The organism is Rhizobium sp. NLR22b, from assembly GCF_019685295.1.
GTDB lineage: Bacteria > Pseudomonadota > Alphaproteobacteria > Rhizobiales > Rhizobiaceae > Rhizobium.
The window spans coordinates 119,061-134,098 of sequence record NZ_JABDWM010000015.1 but is presented as its reverse complement, the minus strand read 5'-3'; the positions used below and the strand labels follow the sequence as shown (position 1 = coordinate 134,098).

The 15,038-nt window shown below is 62.0% G+C and carries 15 protein-coding genes; 6 read left to right on the top strand and 9 right to left on the bottom strand.

The annotated features are described in order from the left end of the window. A complete protein-coding gene (locus HJC00_RS23295; RefSeq protein ID WP_221164667.1) occupies positions 1–1,044 on the bottom strand; it encodes a Gfo/Idh/MocA family protein in 1,044 nt (347 codons plus the stop codon). Positions 1,045–1,180: 136 nt separating this feature from the next. Here HJC00_RS23295 and HJC00_RS23290 point away from each other — a divergent pair, with 136 nt between their 5' ends. Continuing rightward, positions 1,181–2,224 carry a substrate-binding domain-containing protein gene (locus tag HJC00_RS23290; protein WP_221164666.1) on the top strand — a complete coding sequence of 348 codons (1,044 nt, stop codon included), beginning with the start codon at positions 1,181–1,183 and terminating at the stop codon, positions 2,222–2,224. A 134-nt stretch (positions 2,225–2,358) separates the two neighbouring features. Then, positions 2,359–3,228: a glycerophosphodiester phosphodiesterase family protein gene (locus HJC00_RS23285; RefSeq protein ID WP_221164665.1), complete on the top strand. Its 870-nt coding sequence runs from the start codon at positions 2,359–2,361 to the stop codon at positions 3,226–3,228. Here the strand turns inward: HJC00_RS23285 and HJC00_RS23280 are convergent. The 7 genes from HJC00_RS23280 to HJC00_RS23250 form a co-directional block, all read right to left on the bottom strand. Beyond that, positions 3,218–4,042, bottom strand: coding sequence for an inositol monophosphatase family protein (locus tag HJC00_RS23280; protein WP_221156003.1), 825 nt, complete (start codon positions 4,040–4,042; stop codon positions 3,218–3,220). The genes HJC00_RS23285 and HJC00_RS23280 overlap by 11 nt on opposite strands. Continuing rightward, positions 4,042–5,046: a LacI family DNA-binding transcriptional regulator gene (locus HJC00_RS23275; protein ID WP_221156004.1), complete on the bottom strand. Its 1,005-nt coding sequence runs from the start codon at positions 5,044–5,046 to the stop codon at positions 4,042–4,044. The genes HJC00_RS23280 and HJC00_RS23275 overlap by 1 nt, the downstream gene beginning before the upstream one ends. Then, entirely contained in the window at positions 5,039–5,809 is a 771-nt protein-coding gene (locus HJC00_RS23270; RefSeq protein WP_221164664.1) for a glycerophosphodiester phosphodiesterase, read from the bottom strand. The genes HJC00_RS23275 and HJC00_RS23270 overlap by 8 nt, the downstream gene beginning before the upstream one ends. After that, entirely contained in the window at positions 5,809–6,864 is a 1,056-nt protein-coding gene (locus tag HJC00_RS23265; RefSeq protein ID WP_221147524.1) for an ABC transporter ATP-binding protein, read from the bottom strand. The genes HJC00_RS23270 and HJC00_RS23265 overlap by 1 nt, the downstream gene beginning before the upstream one ends. Further along, positions 6,864–7,706: a carbohydrate ABC transporter permease gene (locus tag HJC00_RS23260; RefSeq protein WP_210633613.1), complete on the bottom strand. Its 843-nt coding sequence runs from the start codon at positions 7,704–7,706 to the stop codon at positions 6,864–6,866. Before HJC00_RS23260 ends, HJC00_RS23265 begins: the two co-directional genes overlap by 1 nt. A 2-nt stretch (positions 7,707–7,708) precedes the next feature. Beyond that, positions 7,709–9,010 carry a carbohydrate ABC transporter permease gene (locus tag HJC00_RS23255; protein ID WP_221156005.1) on the bottom strand — a complete coding sequence of 434 codons (1,302 nt, stop codon included), beginning with the start codon at positions 9,008–9,010 and terminating at the stop codon, positions 7,709–7,711. A 65-nt stretch (positions 9,011–9,075) separates the two neighbouring features. Beyond that, on the bottom strand, positions 9,076–10,422 hold the full coding sequence (locus HJC00_RS23250) for an extracellular solute-binding protein (RefSeq protein ID WP_210633616.1): 1,347 nt from the start codon (positions 10,420–10,422) through the stop codon (positions 9,076–9,078). A 247-nt stretch (positions 10,423–10,669) separates the two neighbouring features. Here HJC00_RS23250 and HJC00_RS23245 point away from each other — a divergent pair, with 247 nt between their 5' ends. After that, positions 10,670–11,128, top strand: a complete 459-nt coding sequence (locus HJC00_RS23245) for a YbaK/EbsC family protein (RefSeq protein ID WP_210633617.1) — start codon at positions 10,670–10,672, stop codon at positions 11,126–11,128. Positions 11,129–11,212: 84 nt separating this feature from the next. Then, positions 11,213–12,226 carry a Tim44 domain-containing protein gene (locus HJC00_RS23240; RefSeq protein ID WP_221164663.1) on the top strand — a complete coding sequence of 338 codons (1,014 nt, stop codon included), beginning with the start codon at positions 11,213–11,215 and terminating at the stop codon, positions 12,224–12,226. A gap of 52 nt (positions 12,227–12,278) precedes the next feature. Here HJC00_RS23240 and HJC00_RS23235 read toward each other — a convergent pair whose 3' ends face one another. Then, positions 12,279–13,310, bottom strand: coding sequence for a hydroxyacid dehydrogenase (locus tag HJC00_RS23235; protein WP_221164662.1), 1,032 nt, complete (start codon positions 13,308–13,310; stop codon positions 12,279–12,281). 274 nt (positions 13,311–13,584) lie between these two features. On the opposite strand from HJC00_RS23235, the gene HJC00_RS23230 reads away from it, so the two are divergent. Together HJC00_RS23230 and HJC00_RS23225 are read left to right on the top strand one after the other, a co-directional pair. After that, entirely contained in the window at positions 13,585–14,184 is a 600-nt protein-coding gene (locus HJC00_RS23230; protein ID WP_210633622.1) for a HupE/UreJ family protein, read from the top strand. Positions 14,185–14,459: 275 nt separating this feature from the next. Continuing rightward, the gene (locus HJC00_RS23225; protein WP_210633624.1) at positions 14,460–15,038 is read left to right on the top strand and encodes a GbsR/MarR family transcriptional regulator; all 579 of its coding nucleotides are present in this window, start codon (positions 14,460–14,462) and stop codon (positions 15,036–15,038) included.

Below are 15,038 nucleotides of genomic sequence, written 5' to 3'. Positions count from 1 at the left end.
TCACGTCATCCTGTGCTGAATTTCGATGCGCCGGCCGGTCCTGGCGCTTTCGATCGCGCCGAAGACCATGGCAAGGCTCCTGATGTTGTCGGAATTGACGGTCTCGGGCTGCTTGCCGGTGCGGATCGCCGCGATGAAATCGGCGATGACGCTGGCGTGGCCGTGGGTTTCCTCGTGGTGTTCCGGACCGGGAACGTTTACGGAAGCAAAGCCGTGCAGAAGACCGGGCTCTTCACCGGCGACGGCGGCCTTGAAGCTCTCCTCGCCGTCCCAGGTCAGCATTCCCTTCGAACCGACGAGACGCCACTGGCTTTCCCAGCTGGTGCGCTCGCCTTCGGCGCACCAGGAGCCGCGATAGGTGAAGACGATGTCGTCGGAAAATTCGAAGATTGCGTTTGCCGACGCGCCGTGCCGGTACCAGGAACCCTTCGGGTTGCGCTCGACGCAATAGACGGCGAGCGGCTTCCTGTCCGCGACGTAGCGGGCAGCATCGAAGGTGTGGATCGCCATATCGAGAAGCAGCACATTGTCCATCTCCTCGCGAAAGCCGCCGAAATGCGGCGCGAGGAAGAAATCGCAGTGAATGGCGGTGAGTTCGCCGATCGCACCACTGTCGACGAAACGGCGCAGGCGCCTGACCCCCGAAATGAAGCGACGGTTCTGGATGACGGCGTGGATGCGGCCGGTCTCTGCAGCGAGATCGATCAGCGCCGCGCCTTCGGCCAGCGAGGTCGCCATCGGCTTTTCGCTGAGCACATGGCAGCCGGCCTTGAGCGCGGTCGAAACGACATCATACCGGGCGGGCGGAATGACGATGTCGAAGACGAGATCGGCTTTCGTGGCGGCAATCATCTCCGACAGGTCAGAGCCGATGACGGCGTCTTCCAGACCGAACTCGGTGGCGAGCTTTTCCGCCGTCTCCCGGTTCAGGTCGACGAGGCCGACGATGGCGATGGAGTCGGCGAGTTGAGGGTGGGACGCGATGGCGCGCAACCAACCTTTGGACATAGCTCCGCACCCGCACAGAATGGCACTGAATTTCACGATTTCCTCCGAGGGAATGGCGCCAACTCTCCTCGTGACACGCATCCCGTAAACGTTTACGACTGTAGGCGAAAACATTTTACGCTGTCAATAGAGGCAAAATGCGAAAATGCGGACCGGAGGAAAAGCGTCAGCCATGAAAGGGATTCGCCAGCTTGCCGAGCACCTGGATATCTCGATCGGCACGGTCTCCCGTGCGCTGAACGGCAAGCCTGACGTCAACGAGGAAACCCGCCGGCGCGTGCTGGCGGCGGCCGAGGAGCTCGGCTATGTCGCCAATCAGTCGGGGCGAAGCCTCCGGCAAGGAGAGACAAAGGTCATCGGCCTGATGATCGAAGCGAGCCGGGAAGCAGTGGAAAATGCCGATAACTTCTTCCTCGGCGTCACAAGCGGCCTGCAGCATGTTTTTGCCCGGCACAAGCTCGACCTCCTGATGCTCCCCTGCCCTGCCGACGAGGATCCGTGCGAATATCTGAAGCGCATGGTGGCGCGGCGCGTCGTCGATGCGATGATCATCTCCAACACGCAGCGCATCGATCAGCGCATCAATCTTCTGTCGCGAGCAAGGATTCCCTTCGCCGCCGTCGGCCGCAGCCTTTCGGCCGGCAATTTTCCCTGGATCGACCTCGATTTCGAAGGCGTTGCCGAAGGTGCTGTCGAAAGGCTGGTCGCGCGCGGCCATCGCCGGATCGCGATCACGGCGCCCTCAAGCGAAGTCAACCTCGGCTACGTCTTTGTCGAGAGCTATCGCCGCACGCTCGAACGGCACGGCATTCCCTTTGACCCGTCGCTCGTCATTCGCGTCCAGTCGAGCGAACAAGGCGGGTATCAGGCAGCGCACGAACTGCTGCAACTTGAAGATCGGTCGACCGCAGTCATCCTGATTTATGAGTTGATGGCGATCGGCCTTTACCGACGCCTGGGGGAATCGGGCGTCTTGCCTGGCCGCGATCTCGCGGTGATCGGCTTCCGCGACGCCCCCCGTGCCCGCTTCCTGCAACCCTCGCTCAGTTGCTTCCGCATGTCGCTCTACGATCTCGGTATTGCGCTCGGCCAGATGCTGCTCGCCAACATGCCGGCCTATCGCGAATTCTATCCGGATGGCGGCGGCAACATCATTTGGCCGCTGGAACTGGTACCGGGGCAAAGCGATGCCTTTGAGGTCGAGAACCAGGCCTGAGCGCTGCGGCGGCCGTTCCCCTCACGTGATCGAACCGTAGGGAAGGGGCATGCCGGCATCTCGTCGCGAAGGTCATATTCGGCCCTTGATAATCGCGGCCTGGCAAGGCAGGAGAGTGACATCACGGAGATTAGATGCAGATGACGAGATTGGCGGATTCGAAAGGCCTGGAGATTTCGCATGAGGGGCATCGCACCCGTCTGAAATGGCACCGGCTGCGCAAGCGGTTTGCCGATCCCCTGTTCTCCGCCGAGGTGATGGCGGAGGGTTTTGCGGCAGGCGCCTCGATGGAACTCGATCTGCGCGTGCGCGCCGACGGCGGCTTCGTCGTGCTGCACGACAGGGAGCTTGAAGGTGAGACGACGGGCCGTGGACCAATCGCTGCAAAGAACGCTGCCGACCTCCGCGATACCAGGATGAAGGACGGCACCCGGCCGCTGATCCTCAGCGAGGATCTCGCCGATATGATGCGGGCAACGCATCCGGCCGCATTGCTGCAATTCGATATGAAGGACAATTACGAAGCTGTCGGCACCCGCGGCATCGAGCATCTTGCCAGGCATTTCCGCAATATCGCCGCCTCGGTGATTGTCAGCGGCGGCAGTCTCGACCTCATCGTGGCAGTCAAGGAAAAGCTACCGCATCTGCTGCGCGGCATCGATCCGACCGACAAGCTCTACGACATCAGGAAGGCCGGCGGCTGGAAAGCTGTCGAAACAGAATTGCGCGCCGATCTAAACGGCCCGACCGAGCCGGACACGGTCTATCTCCACTGGCCGCTGATCCTCAACGCCGCTAAAGAGGGGCTGGATATGATCGCGCTCTGCCAGGACCACGGCAAGCGCGTCGATGCCTGGACCTTCACGCTGAAGCAGCCGGAGGCTGGCTTCAGCGAAGAGGAGTGGCTGAATTTTTTGGCACTGATGGCACTCAAGCCGGATCAGATCACCACCGACGAAGCGCCGGCGACCGAGCGCGCCTGGCGCCGCCGCATTAACGGGTAACGGGTGCCAGTCCTTCGATGTCGAGGATGAAGGCGAATTCGTCGGCAAGCCCCGGCGAATAGGCGATGACCGGTCCGCCTTGCGCAAGCGATTTATCGACCGACGGCATGGCCACGATCGCGCCGGCCTCTTCGGCGATCAGCGCCCCTGCGAGCATGTCCCAGGCATTGAGGTGGCGTTCGTAATAGAGGTCTGCCGCGCCTTCGGCGACGCGAAGGAGGTCGAGGGCGGCAGCGCCCATGCGGCGATAGTCCATTCCGCGCTCATGAAGTCGCTTGGAGAGCGCGAGATACTCATCGAAGCTCGTCTTGCGCGAATGACCGAGAATGACGAGCGCATTGGCCGGATCGGCAGTCGTCGCCGCATGGATCGCCAGTCCATCCTTGAAGGCGCCGCCGCCGCGTACCGCGTGAAATACTTTGTCCTCGGCAGCGTCGTAGACGACGCCGATCTCGACCTTGTCGCCGACGACAAAGGCGATCGAAACGCCCCAGTGGCGGAAGCCCCTGATATAGTTGGTCGTGCCGTCGATCGGATCGACGACCCAGGTGCCGGCCCCTTCCGATTGCCCGCCGCTCTCCTCTCCCATGAAGGTATCGTCGGGAAAGCGCGAGATGAGCCCGTGGCGGATCGCCTGCTCGGCCCTCCTGTCGGCGATGGTGACGAAGTCCTGCAATCCCTTGCTTTGGACGGCAAGAGTGCCGGGATCCGACTCGCGCCGAAACCCGGCCGTCTCCCGTCCGACCTCGAGCGCAACGGTAATCGCGGCCTCCGCCCGTGCGCGGATGGCAGCGGCGTCGAATGCGGCGTTCATCAGGCAGTCCTTCTTTTTATCAATGTCACCGGTGTGAATTCGACACGCGCCGTCAGCTCCGGTTCGGCCATCCGGCTTATCAACAGGTCGACGGTCTGTTCTGCCTGGAGGTCACAGGGTTGGCGGATGGTCGTCAGGTCGTAGGCGGTCCAAGCGGCCTGGGGAATGTCGTCATGGCCGATAATGGGGATCGGCGGCGCCTCGTCGCGGCCCCTGCCTTGCATGATGCGATCGATCACGCCGCAGGCCATGTAGTCATTGGCGCAGAACAGCCCATCGATGCCGGATGCGGCCAGGTCGGGCGCCGCATCATAACCGCTCCGGTAGTCATTGATTCTGACCTGCAGGAACTGCGCCTCGACGCCAAGCTGCTTGCAGTCGGCGATGAAGGTCTCGCTGCGACGTCGCGCGGTATAGGATTTGGCCGGGGCAGCCATCACGGCGGGCTTTCGCACGCCGCTGTCGATCAGGTGGCTGGCTGCCAGATGCCCGGCCATGCGGTCGTCAGAAATGATACGGTCGACCAAGGGAATGTCGTCGCCCTTGTTGATCAGTACGATTGGCACGCCTTCGGCCGCACATTGTTCGCAGATTTCGGTCGGCGGTGCGTCGGATGTGACAATGACGCCTGACACGGCGTAATGCAGCAATTGGCCGATGACCGTCGAGGTATCCGCCTCCTGTGAGGTCGGCAACAGGATCGGGCGGAAGTTACGGGCGAGCAGCGCCCGAGACAGATGCTCGATCTGCAGCGTGCGGAACGGGTTGTCGAAACCGGCGGCAACAAGACCGACGAGATCGGAGCGCTTGTTGGTGAGGCTTCGGGCAAGATAGTTCACTCGATAGCCGAGTTGCTTGGCGGCCTGATAGACCTTCTCGCGCGTTTTCGGCGAGACGCTGGCATCCGGCGTGAAGGCGCGCGACACGGCAGCGCGCGAGACGCCGGCCGCCCGCGCCACGTCGAAGGAGGTTGCCTTGCGCGGCCCCTTGTCCTTGTCAGCCAAGTGCTTTCTCCTTAATCGGAGGCGGCCGCATCGAATCGGGCAGATCGGTGCAGATGCCGAGAACCGGCAGTTTCATGAGGTCATCGAGAATGGTCCGCCGCTCCTCGTGCCAGAGCACGATCTCGCGGCCAGCCTCGAAGGCGCGGGCCATCAGCGCCTCGGTCACCAGATCCTGCGGGCGCTCCCCTGCCCTCTCCCAGCAGAGATGCAGAATATCCGCGCGGGCCTCCTCACCGAGAGCATGCGGATCGTGGCCGACACGGATCAGCACCGAGAGCGGAAAATCGCAGGCCGCGTCCCTGAGTTCGCGCACCTGCGCGGTATCGAAGGAACCAAGGCAGGCAAAGCGCTGGTTCATTTCGACAAGGTGCCGCCAGCATCGGATGCCCGTCCCCGGCGCCTTGAGCTCGACATAGAGGCCAGTCCCGGTCTCTCGGGCGAGAGCGGCGACCTCCGAAAAGGTCGGCACGTCGACGCCGTCAAGGCCGGCGAGCTCAGCCGCCGTCATTTCCGATATACGTCTGTCGATGCCATAGACCCGCTGCAGATGGTCGTCATGCGAGACGACCACCACGCCGTCAACGGTCAGCTGCGTGTCGAGCTCCCACATCTCCGCGCCGAGTTCGGCCGCGCGGCGGAAAGCGGCGAGGGTGTTTTCGCGTTCGTGGCCGCTGGCGCCGCGATGGCCGATGCAGAAGGGAAGCCGGCCCTTGGCCGTCGGCCAGCCGTAACGTTGGAAGAAGGCTGAAAAATCGCGGGTCATCAGAGCCTCGTTCCGTTCTCGTCGAAGACGAACACGCCGCGGCTGTCGATGCCCCAGGCGACATCGTCGCCGACGTGAACATCGTTGCGCGCCGGCTGGATCGAGCGCAGCAGCGGCCCGCCGGCAACACGCACGTCGTAAAGGTTTTCTCGGCCTTGTGTTTCGGCGAAGGTGATCTTGCCGGACACGGTGACGTCGCCCGCAGGCGTAAAATGCTCCGGCCGGACGCCGAGCATCAGCTTGGCGCCTTCGGCGGCGCCGATGGCTCTCGGCAACGGGACCCGGATCTCACTTTCCGGGATTGCGAAGGCGCCCTTGTCCATGACGCCGCGCAGGAAGGTGATCGGCGGATTACCGAGGAAGCCGGCAACGAAAGCGGTCTTTGGATCGTTGTACATCTCGGCCGGTGTGGCGATCTGGACGATCTCGCCCTCCTTCATGATGGCGATGCGGTCGCACATGCTCATCGCCTCCACCTGGTCATGGGTGACGAGGATGGCGGTGATGCCGGTCTCTCGCTGCAGGCGGCGGATCTCCGAGCGCATTTCGAGGCGCAGCTTGGCGTCGAGATTGGCGAGCGGCTCGTCGAGCAGCAGCACGTCGGGTTTGCGGATCAGCGCGCGGGCCAGCGCCACGCGCTGCTGCTGGCCGCCGGAAAGCTCGGCCGGCCGCCGGTCCATCAGCTTGCCGATCTGCACGAGGGTCGCGATGCGATCGACCTCTTTGCGGATCTCGGCGGCAGGCATGCCCTTGACCTTCAGGGGGAATCCGATGTTTTCGGCAACCGTCATGTGCGGGTAGAGCGCATAGGACTGGAAGACGACACCGACATTGCGGGCCTGGCTCGGGAGATCCGTGACATCCCGCTCGCCGAAGAGGATGCGCCCGCCGGTCGGCCTGTGAATGCCGCAGACCGCAAAAAGCGTCGTTGACTTGCCGCAGCCGGACGGTCCGAGCAAGGCCAGCATCTCGCCGCCGGCGACTTCGAGCCGCATGTTCTCGATGACCTTGGTGGAGCCGAAGCTCTTCGAGAAATTGTCGAGGAGGATGCGCATCAACCTTTGCTCCCGCCGCCGTAGATGTTCATGAGGTATTTGTTGAAGAGCGCGTAAACGATCAACACCGGAATCAGGTAGAAGAGGCCGACCGCCTTGAACATGTTGAAGTCATAATTGTTATCGTCGGCGAGGAAGCCAGCGAGATAGACCGACAGCACCTGCACCTGATTGCCCGGCGCCAACACCTGCGGCAGGATGAACTCGCCCCAGCCGGAGAGGAAGGAGAACAGGCCGAGGGCCATGATGCCGGGCTTGACCTGCGGCAGCACCAGGCTGCGCCAGACCCTGAAACGCGAAGCGCCATCAACGACGCCGGCCATTTCGATTTCCCAGGGCACGGTATCGTAGAAGCCCTTCATCAGCCAGATGCCGAGCGGCAGGTCGATCGCCGCCTTCACCAGGATGACGCCGATCAGCGAGTTATAGAGGCCGATCATCTGCAGCACGATGAAGATGGCGATGATCAGCGTTACCGACGGAAAGGCGTGCAGCACCATGACGCCGGCAAGGAAGAAGCCGCGTGCCGGCACGTTCAGCCGAGACAGCACATAACCGGCCATCGAGGAGACGAGCAGCACCAGACTGGTGGTGCAGGCCGAAAACAGCAGCGTATTCAGGGTCACGTGCCAGATGTTCGCCTTGCCCGCCGTTGTCTGCCACAGGAAACGCCAATGGTTGAGCGTCAAGCCGGAGGGCAACAAGGCGTCCGGCGGCTTCACCGTGACGGTGTCGAGGAAGAGATAGACATACATCAAGAGCAGCGGCAGGCTGACGATGGTCAGCGCCGTCAGGACAGGCCAGCCGCGATAATTTGCCGAGGGCTGCGAGCGTTCGGCCATGGTCAATCCTCGATCAAGGGCTTGGCGACAAGCGTGCCATAGTTGAAGACGCGCAGATAAAGCAGCGACAGCACCACGCCGATGACGACGAGCACCAGCGCCATGGCGGCACCCAGTCCGTATTCGAGATTGCCGGCATAGTTTCTGAGTGCGGTGTGATAGGCGGAGAGCGCCCAGACCTCGGTCGCGTTGCCCGGCCCGCCATTGGTGGCGAGCAGGATTTCATTGAAGGAGGCGAGCAGCGACAGCGTCTGATAGCAGGTGACGAAGAGGATCGGCCAGCGCATCTGGGGCAGGATGATGTAGCGGATCTGCTGCCAGCGTGAGGCGCCGTCGACCTCGCTCGCATAGAACTGGCTCTTCGGGATGGCCTTCATCGCCGACGAGAACACCAGCATGCCCATCGAGGCGCCGATGAAGCCGTTGATCAGCACGACGAAGAACCAGGCATTATAGGCGGTATCGAGCAGATAGTTCTTCGGGGGGTAGCCGAACTTGCCCATCAGGATGGAGATGAAGCCGCTGTCCCAGGCGAGCCACTTCCACAGCATGACGTAGATGACGACGGGCGTGATGCGCGGCAGGAGCCAGATGCCGCGAAAGATCGAGGCCGGCGTCGGAGGCATGTAATGCGTCCAGATGGCAAGCAGCAGCGCATAACCGACGTTGAAGAGCATCAATACTAGCGCGACATAGAGAACGGTATTGAAAAGCACACGCGCCATGTCGGGCGAGCTGGCCATGCGTGAGAAATTGTCGGTCGTCCAGGTCCAGCCGGTATAGGTGGTCTTGGCGACGGTTTCCTTCTGCTCCGGCGTCAGCTTGAAACCCAGACCGTCCAGCGACGAAAACAGCTGTTCCTTGCTGTCGAAGCGCGTGTTGAGGACGGAGCGGTTGAACTGTTCGGAGATCTGTTTGACCTCACGCGTCGAAGGGCGTTCTGCAAGATCCTTGATCATGCGTTCGACCTCGCGCCGCGTCGCAAAGATCTCGCCGGCGTGTTTGGCGCGCAACTCCGCCGCGATCGCAGGCGCAAGGCCGAGGCCCTCCACGGCCTTGAGGCCGGCTTCGTCGATCGTGTAGCGCGGCTCGGCCATCTCGGCCGCGATCTCCGGCATCGCCGATTTCAGCGTGATCAGCGAATTAGGTGCGATCTGATAGACGCCCCCTGAAATGCCAGTCGCCGTGGTCATGTTGGTCATGGAGAAGACTGCCGTCAGAACGACCGGCATCAGGAAAAACAGCACGATCATGACCGCCGCAGGCGCGATCATCACCAGTCCGAGCGTTCTGGACGTTTTCATGGAAGCCTCCTCGAAGGGATCGATCGGGCGGCGGGGTTGCCGCCGTCCGGAGGGATGCTTCGATCTCAGCGGATGACGATCTTGTCACCGAGCGTGCTTTTCAGCTCGCTTTCGGCATCGCCGATGGCGGCGTCGACGGTCTTGGCGCCGGTCCAGGAAGCTTCGAGGTTCTTCCACATGATGTTCCAATAGGTGCCGAAATCGGAATTGTTCGGCATCGCATTGGCATGCGGCAGCAGGCGTTCGGTGGCTTCGCGGGTCCAGCGGTCAGCCGAGTAAAAATCCACTTCAGACTCCGCCTCAGAAATGCCGAGATGGGCTGACTTGACCGCATGCAACGCATTGATGCGCGGCTCCGAGGCGATCGTGATCAGCTTGGCGGCGATATCGGTGTCCTCCTTGTCGTGGCCTGCGGTCAGGAGGTAGACGAGCGGATGCGTCAGCGTGTTGGCCTTGCCCCCTTCGCCGGCCGGGATCAGCGTGAAGATCACGTTGCCGAAGAAATCCTTGAGGCCTTCCTGATTGACGAGTCGGGCATAGTGCCAGGTGCCGCCGTCCCAGATGCCGGCCTTGCCGGTGGCGACTTCCTTCCACCACTGGTCGCCCGGCATGCCGATGTGGTTCTTCTTGGTGACGCCTGATTTAACAGCGTCGGCGAAGAACTGGTAAGTGCGTGCCATCGCAGCCTTGTCGAAAACAAGCTTGCCGCCTTCTTCCATCGTGCCGCCGAAGCTGGTGTAGAACTGCCAGTAATCCGGACCGTTGCTGGTGCGCGGATAAAAGCCGTAGCCGGGCTGGACGAGGCCCTTGTCCTGCATCTTCCTGGCGTCTTCGAGCAGGTTCTTCATCGTATACTTGCCGTCCTGCACGTTCTGCGGCAGGGCGTCGAGATCGGCGTCGCTGTAGCCGATCGCCTTCATATACGGTTTCCAGAAGAACATCGGCCGGGATTCTGCATCCTGCGGGATGCCGTAGACGGTGCCGTTGTAGGAGGCGATCTTCAGAAGATTTTCGTAGATGCCGTTCAGCGGCCAGGAGTCGAGGTCGACATAATCTTCGATCGGGACGATCAGGCCGGATTGCGACCAGGGCGCGATGTCCTCATGGCCGCTTACGACGATGTTCGGGGCGGTCTTGGCTTCTGCGGCAAGGGTGAGCGCCTGTTTGAAGTCTTCCCAGGCGCTATAGGGCTTCTTCTCGACGGTGATTTTCAGGTCTTCGCCCTTGAGGGCGGCTTCGCGCTGCAGCTGCTGCGCCGCGATCTCGATGGCATCGAGACGATAGACGTCGTTCGGGCCGGTGCCGCCGGCCCAGACGCTGATGGTAACATCCTTGGCGAATGCAAATACGGAGGTCGAGGCCAGGATGGCAGCCGCGATCGTAAGGGATTTCAACGTCGGCAAAATGGTCATCTTCTTCATCTCCCCAGAAGAGCAGTGTGAAGCCTCTTGACGGGTCATCACTGGTGTTGACGACCGCTTCGAGAGCCCGCGAAACGTGACAAGTCCCGCTCTATGGGCTTGATGTAACGGTCGAATGACAAAATTGAGCACGTGTGCAAAAATTATTATGACGATGTGCGCGGGACTTGCAAGCGGCAGTGTTCGACGGGCATCTTTTATGCTTCAAATTGCGGCTTTCCTGGTCTAGCATCGCCTCATGAGCCTTGAATCCGTCCGCGCCTTCCTCCGTGCTCACGCACCCGATATCGACATCATCGAAACCGCCGAGAGTTCCTCGACGGTTGCCCTTGCCGCCGAAGCCCATGGCGTCGAGCCCGCCCAGATCGCCAAAACGATCTGTCTGCGCGTCGGCGAACAGATGATGCTGGTGGTCGCCGGCGGTACGGCGCGGCTCGACAATCGCAAGTTCAAGGACACTTTCGGGGCCAAGGGGCGCATGCTCGATGCCGAAGAGGTGGTGGCGGTCACCAGCCACCCGGTCGGTGGTGTCTGCCCGTTCGGCCTGCCCGCGCCGCTGCCGATCTATTGCGATATTTCGCTGAAACGTTTCGATGAAGTGGTACCGGCGGCCGGCTCGACCAATTCGGCCGTGCGCATCGCTACGGGACGGCTGGCCGAGCTCACCGGCGCCAGTTGGGTCGATGTTTGTCAGTAAAACACTCGCAAAACTTCAAACAGAAGAAAGACGACCTATATTCTATCCCGACATGCCGTGATTGTGCATGACAGGAGACCAGGAATGCCGAGTGCCGTTTCGCGTTTTGCCAAGATGGCGGCCATTGCCGTACTGACGAGCGCTACCGTTTTTGCCACGATCAGCGATGCCGATGCGCGACGCGCCGGCGGCTTCGGCGGGTTCGGAAGCCGTGGCACCCGCACTTTCAGCGCGCCTCCGGTTACCCGTACGGCGCCTGCCCCGGCTGCCCCCATCGAACGATCGATGACGCCGCGCCCGCAAACGACGGCACCCTATAGCACGCAGCAGCCCGGCTACGCCCAGCAGCGCCCGGGTTTCTTCAACGGCTTCGGCCGTTCGATGATCGGCGGGCTGATCGCCGGCGGTCTCCTCGGCATGCTGCTCGGCCAGGGTTTCGGCGGCGGCTTCGGCTTCCTCGGCATGCTGCTGCAGATCGCTTTGATCGGCGGCGCCGTCATGCTTGCCATGCGTTATTTCGCCAACCGCCGCCAGCCTTCTTACGGCGCCAGCGGTCAGAGCCGGTCCTACGGCCAGTCCGTTAAAAAGTCGCCCACGAACTCTTCGTCGTTCCAGATCCCGGCGATCGGCTCGGGCGCCGGTTACGGCGGACTGCCGCGCGGCAATCGCCTAAGCGACGAGATCGGGCTGGTCCAGGCTGATCTCGACCAGTTCGAGGAGTTGCTGACGAGCGTGCAGACCGCTTACGGCGCCGAAGATTACGGCGCGTTGCGCCGGCTGACGACGCCCGAGGCCATGTCCTACCTTGCCGAGGAACTGGGAGAAAACGCCACCAACGGCGTGCGCAACCGTGTCTCCGACGTCAAGCTGCTGCAGGGCGATATTGCCGAGGCCTGGCGCGAGAACGGCCACGAATATGCGACGCTCGCTATGCGTTATTCCTCGATTGATGCGATGGTCGAACGCGACAGCGGTCGCGTCGTTTCCGGCGACGACCGCCGTCCGAGCGAAAGCACCGAGATATGGACCTTCGTGCGCAGGCCGGGCGCGGACTGGAAACTCGCCGCGATCCAGGGCACCGGGCAGCGCGCCGCTTAAAGAAGGCTCTTATTCACGCCGCCCAGGCTGTCAATCAGCTTGGGCGGCATCTTCAATTCACCGCGACCGGCTTGGAGCGCATGCGGGAGACCGTCTCGCGCTCCGCCCGTTTGCAGCGCATCGGCGGCAGGCCGCGATCCATCAGGTCCATGTCCTCGAGCACCATGTCGCCCATCTTCTTGAAGGCGCTGTCGAGCGCTCCGGCCCGGTGCGCCGAGCGGATGAAGCCCTTCAGGCTGCGTACCGGATGATCAGGCGGCAGCGGCTCTTCAGGGTAGACGTCGCTTGCCGCGACGATATGGCCTGACGAAACGGCCGCCATCAATGCGTCGAAATCGACAACGTCGGCGCGGCTGAGCAGGATGAAGGCCGCTCCCCTGCGCATGCTGGAAAAGGCCTCGGTACCGAGAAATCCCCTGTTTTCGCTGGTGACGGCTGCGACGACAAAGACGAAATCGCTCTTCGTCAGGACATCCTCCAGGCTTGCGGGCTCGACGCCGTTTTCTTCGAGGAACGAGCGGGGCAGCCAGGGATCGAAGACCCGGATGCGCGCCCTGAAACCGGACAGCAAGCGGCGTAGCGCCCTGCCGAGATCGCCGAAGCCGACAATGCCGATCTCGGAACCGGCGATCAGCCGCGCGCTCGCATTGCCCTCCCCGCCCCAGAGCTCGCTGCCCTGGCGAAAGGCCACGTCGGCATCGACGATGCCGCGCGCCAGGGCCAGCGCAAAGCCGAGACCGATTTCGGCCACCGGCTCGGCGAAAACCTGGCCCGTCGTCACGACATGGATGCCGCGCTCGAACAGCACGTCATAGGGCATGTTGTTGAGAAGATTGCTCTCGACGTTGAGGATCGAGCGTAGAGCCGGCATTCTGGCGAGCGTTTCCGCCGAGAGCGGCGGCTGACCGATCACATAGCGCGCTCTGCCGAGAATTTCGTCGCCAAGCCCGGCGATGTTCTTCGGATCGGCTTCGACAACTTCGTATTTCGCCTGCAGTTCGGCGCGTGCCTTATCGCTGAAGATCAGATCGAGCGTGCGCGGCTCGGGCGCGCTGATCGCCAGCGGTCGTTCGGCATTTGTCATCGGCATCTCCTCCGTCGCGGCGGCTTGCGTTGCCGGCTGGAGAATTGATAACCTCCGACCGCGGCCGTTTCCAGTTGGTGGACGAGAAATTGCAGAGCGAACCGCGCACCGGTGCTGATCATGAGTGGCCGAAGCAATGGAAAGCGGCATTTGCCTATCAGATAAGCAATTGAATTCTCTGGCTATTCGTGGCTTTTCTGTTGACGGTCCGAACTGCCTGAATTAGCTTGAGGCATCCCGGCAGGAAGTCGAAGAATTGCAAAGGAAACGAACCATGAAGTCAGTACTTAAGAGCGGCCTGCTTGCCTTGGCTGCCGCAGCGCTACCGGCTGTCGCTTCCGCCCATCCTGCCGTCGGCGACGCTGCCGGCTTCAGCCACGGCTTTGCTCATCCGATCTCCGGCCTCGATCATGTCCTTGCCATGGTGATGGTCGGTGTGGTTGCTTTCCAGCTCGGCGGTCGCGCCATCTGGCTCTTGCCGTTGACCTTCGTCCTGATGATGGCATTTGGCGGTGCTCTCGGCGTTGCCGGCGTTGATCTTCCCTTCGTTGAGACAGGCATTGCGCTTTCCGTCGTCGTTCTGGGGGGCATGATTGCAATCAATGTCAGGGCGCCGCTGGCTACGGCGCTCGGCATGGCGGGTCTCTTCGCCATCTTTCATGGCCATGCGCACGGCGCCGAAATGCCGGACGACGCTGCCGGCGCCGCCTATGCTGCCGGCTTCATGATGGCAACCGGACTGCTGCATGGCGCCGGCCTCGCGCTTGGCTGCGTGATCGGCCGCGCCGGCGAACGCCAGGGCGTTTTCGTCACGCGGGCGGCCGGCGGCCTTGCCGCCATCTCGGGACTGGGCATCCTGGCCGGTCTGATCTGATCTGTCCGCATTTCGGCAAGAAGCCGATACGCAGCTGACGCACCTCGCTCGGACAATTACGCTCGGCATGCGCGATGCAATGCCGGACATAGTTTTCGCATTATTGCGCTGACGAACCGCGGAGTTGCGCCGCGTAATCCGCTGCGGTCAATACCACGCGTGAATTGACAATATCCAAATTGACGCAGGCACCTCTTGCTGATTGTCGGCGGGAGGTAAAGCTCTGTATAGTGATTTCAGAAATTTCTGAAATCACAGACTCAACGGAAATTGACATGAACCTTCCGCCTCTCGTTCAGTCCTTTGTTCTCCATTTCGGGGAAATGGGATCGCGCTGGGGGATCAATCGCACAGTCGGTCAGATCTACGCCCTGCTATTCGTCTCTCCCGCCTCGCTCTGCGCCGAGGAGATCGCCGATTCCCTCAGCATCTCGCGCTCCAATGTGTCGATGAGCCTGCGCGAGCTGCAGGCCTGGAATCTCGTCCTTCTCAAACACAAGCCGGATGATCGCCGCGATTTCTTCACCACACCCGATGATGTCTGGCAGATATTGAGGACGCTTGCCGAGGAGCGGAAGAAACGGGAGGTCGACCCGACGCTGTCGGTTTTGCGCGAAATCCTGATGCAGCGCCCGGCAAGCGAAACCGAGCGCTATGCGCAGGAACGCATGGGCGAGATGCATACGCTGATCGAACAGCTGACGCATTGGTATGAAGACGTAAAACAACTTGAAACGGAAAGGCTCGCGACGCTACTCTCGCTGGGCGCGAAAGTGACAAAGCTTCTGGAGGCCAAGGACCGAGTCATCTCGCTCGGCCGCAGCCGCCGGCCGAATCCTGCGAACAAGAGTTAG

Excerpts from the sequence above, each read along its gene's own strand:
- HJC00_RS23290 (WP_221164666.1), top strand. The coding sequence starts at position 1,181 with ATGAAAGGGATTCGCCAGCTTGCCGAGCACCTGGATATCTCGATCGGC.
- HJC00_RS23285 (WP_221164665.1), top strand. The coding sequence starts at position 2,359 with ATGCAGATGACGAGATTGGCGGATTCGAAAGGCCTGGAGATTTCGCAT.
- HJC00_RS23280 (WP_221156003.1), bottom strand. The coding sequence starts at position 4,042 with ATGAACGCCGCATTCGACGCCGCTGCCATCCGCGCACGGGCGGAGGCC.
- HJC00_RS23270 (WP_221164664.1), bottom strand. The coding sequence starts at position 5,809 with ATGACCCGCGATTTTTCAGCCTTCTTCCAACGTTACGGCTGGCCGACG.
- HJC00_RS23265 (WP_221147524.1), bottom strand. The coding sequence starts at position 6,864 with ATGCGCATCCTCCTCGACAATTTCTCGAAGAGCTTCGGCTCCACCAAG.
- HJC00_RS23260 (WP_210633613.1), bottom strand. The coding sequence starts at position 7,706 with ATGGCCGAACGCTCGCAGCCCTCGGCAAATTATCGCGGCTGGCCTGTC.
- HJC00_RS23255 (WP_221156005.1), bottom strand. The coding sequence starts at position 9,010 with ATGAAAACGTCCAGAACGCTCGGACTGGTGATGATCGCGCCTGCGGCG.
- HJC00_RS23250 (WP_210633616.1), bottom strand. The coding sequence starts at position 10,422 with ATGACCATTTTGCCGACGTTGAAATCCCTTACGATCGCGGCTGCCATC.
- HJC00_RS23245 (WP_210633617.1), top strand. The coding sequence starts at position 10,670 with ATGAGCCTTGAATCCGTCCGCGCCTTCCTCCGTGCTCACGCACCCGAT.
- HJC00_RS23240 (WP_221164663.1), top strand. The coding sequence starts at position 11,213 with ATGCCGAGTGCCGTTTCGCGTTTTGCCAAGATGGCGGCCATTGCCGTA.
- HJC00_RS23235 (WP_221164662.1), bottom strand. The coding sequence starts at position 13,310 with ATGACAAATGCCGAACGACCGCTGGCGATCAGCGCGCCCGAGCCGCGC.
- HJC00_RS23230 (WP_210633622.1), top strand. The coding sequence starts at position 13,585 with ATGAAGTCAGTACTTAAGAGCGGCCTGCTTGCCTTGGCTGCCGCAGCG.
- HJC00_RS23225 (WP_210633624.1), top strand. The coding sequence starts at position 14,460 with ATGAACCTTCCGCCTCTCGTTCAGTCCTTTGTTCTCCATTTCGGGGAA.